Origin of the sequence: Fibrobacter sp., from assembly GCF_017545445.1 — a bacterium.
Lineage (GTDB): Bacteria > Fibrobacterota > Fibrobacteria > Fibrobacterales > Fibrobacteraceae > Fibrobacter.
Genome location: NZ_JAFWOM010000158.1, coordinates 1 through 2,545 on the forward strand (window position 1 = coordinate 1; position 2,545 = coordinate 2,545).

At 52.5% G+C, this 2,545-nt stretch carries 2 protein-coding genes; both read left to right on the plus strand.

The window, feature by feature from the left end; all coding sequences use genetic code 11:
- The coding region (locus IKG78_RS18435) for a DUF2442 domain-containing protein (protein WP_290946222.1) at positions 1-369 on the plus strand (369 nt) is incomplete at its 5' end.
- Positions 370-453: 84 nt separating this feature from the next.
- Positions 454-2,238, plus strand: coding sequence for an aspartate--tRNA ligase (gene aspS, locus IKG78_RS18440; protein WP_290946224.1), 1,785 nt, complete (start codon positions 454-456; stop codon positions 2,236-2,238).
- Positions 2,239-2,545 lie beyond the last annotated feature (307 nt).

The window sequence follows — 2,545 nt, forward strand, 5'->3', positions numbered from 1 at the left end:
GTAAGCAACGGACTAAAGCTTACCGCGAAAAACGGCAAGCTCGCAACATTGCACTATAAAGATTTCGAACGCTTAAAAAACGCCACCCCAAAACAGCGCCTTGATTACAGAATCTCATTTGAAGGCCTCCGCTGGAACGACCTCGACGAAGACATTTCATTCGAATCCATTTTCAATCCAGAGCAGTTCCCACTAAAGCTTTCCTCGAAGCTAAAGCCCATAAACATGTCCGAGGTTGCTCGCAGGCTTGGCATACAGCAATCTCTAATGGCCGCTTACATGAACGGATCAAAGCACCCTTCCGAAAAACGTAAAAAAGCAATCCTTGATGAAATTCACAAAATCGCAAACGAGCTTTTGTCGATTTAAGATAAAAAGTCATTTTAGGAGATGACATACTAGTTTGAATTTTTCTACATTTTCGCCCGAAAAATTATCTTCAAGGATACAACCATGAAACGTACACATAACTGCGGCCAGCTTCGCAAGGAAGATGTTGGCCAGACCGTAACACTCGCCGGTTGGGTGGATCGCCGCCGTGACCATGGTGGTGTGATTTTCGTTGACCTCCGCGACAAGTATGGCAAGACCCAGATCGTTTTCAATCCGGACTACAACGCCGATGTTTTGAAGACTGCCGAACAGCTCCGTAACGAATACGTTATTTACGTGACTGGTAAGGTCTACGCCCGCGAAGAAGGCAACACGAACGAAAAGCTCGCCACGGGTGAAATCGAAGTCAAGGCCGACAAGCTCGAAATTTTGAACGCCGCTCTCACGTCTCCCTTGGCCATTAACGACCCGAACGAAGAATGCAAGGAAAACGACGACCTCCGCTTGCAGTACCGCTATTTGGACCTCCGCCGTCCGTGGATCCAGAAGAAGCTCCTCCTCAAGAGCCGCTTCCTCAAGGCTGTTTATGACTTCTTCTATTCTAACGGTTTTGAAAACATTGAAACTCCGTGCCTTTGCAAATCGACACCGGAAGGCGCACGCGACTACCTCGTGCCGTCCCGCGTGAACCCGGGCAAGTTCTACGCCCTCCCGCAGTCTCCGCAGCAGTACATGCAGCTTTTGATGATTGCCGGCATGGACCGCTACTTCCAGATTGCGAAGTGCTTCCGTGACGAAGACCTCCGCGCTGACCGTCAGCCGGAATTCACGCAGATCGACGTCGAAATGTCCTTTGTGAACCAGGACGAAGTCATGGAAATGTTCGACAAGTTCGTGACCGAAGTGCTCGGCAAGGTTTGGAACTTCGAACCGCCGCGTCACATCCGCCGTATGAAGTGGGCAGAAGCTATGCTCAAGTACGGTTCCGATAAGCCGGACCTCCGCTTCGACCTCGAAATCCACGATGTGTCCGAAATCGGTGCAAAGTCCAACTTTGGCGTGTTCAAGAACTGCGTTGCCGCCGGTGGCAAGATCCGCGGTATCGCCGCCAAGGGCTGTGTCGATTTCACCCGCAAGCAGATCGACGAACTCACCGCTTACGTGGGCAAGTACGGTTCCAAGGGCCTCGTATGGATGCGCGTCAAGGAAAATGACGAAGTGGAAACCCAGGTTGGCAAGTTCTTCACGACCGAACAACTTAACGAACTCCGCGACGCTGTTGGCGCCAAGTGCGGCGACATGATGTTCTTCATCGCCGGTCCGGAAAAGATTGCTGCTACGGCTATGGGCCAGCTCCGCTTGGAAGTCGCCCGTATCAAGGGTCTCCGCGATCCGAAGAAGCGTGAATTTGTGTGGATTACTGAATTCCCGATGTTCGAATACAGCGACACCGAAGGCCGCTACATGGCTATGCACCACCCGTTCACCAACCCGCTTCCGGAACACCTGGACATGATGCTCAGCGGCAACCTCAAGGATTGCAACGCCGAAGCTTATGACCTTGTTCTTAACGGTGTGGAAATCGGCGGTGGTTCTATCCGTATTCACAACCCGGAAGTCCAGGAAAAGGTGTTCCGCCTGTTGGGTCTCTCCGAAGAACAGGTGAAGACCAAGTTCGGCTTCTTCGTCGATGCCTTCAAGTACGGCGCTCCTCCGCACGGTGGCTTGGCCTTCGGTCTCGACCGCGTTGTTGCTACCATGGAAGGTGAAGAATCTATCCGTGACTACATCGCATTCCCGAAGAACACGAGCGCTTCTAGCCCGATGGACCAGTGCCCGAGCGAAGTGGATCTGCAGCAGTTGCAGGACATCCACATTTCTGTGCAGTTGCCGAAGAGCAAGTAAGCTGTGGTTAGTGGTTGAGGAAAATTTCTCAACCGCGAGCTATTGACGAGAGAAAAGCCCCGCGGAGGTTGGTGAGCCAGCCGAACCACGCGGGGTTTCTTGTATAGGAGCGAGGCACTGGAAGATAAATGCCGGCCCCGGAACAGAGTCCGGGGTGACAGGATGGAGGAATGCGAATGTCGGCCTCGGAACAAACGCAAGTGCGAGAAATAATGGACCCTATCGGCCTACGGCCTCCAGGGTGACATGTCATCTGGAGACTTGAAGAGGCGATAGAATCAAAAAGAAGAAATGCCCCGCGGAAAAC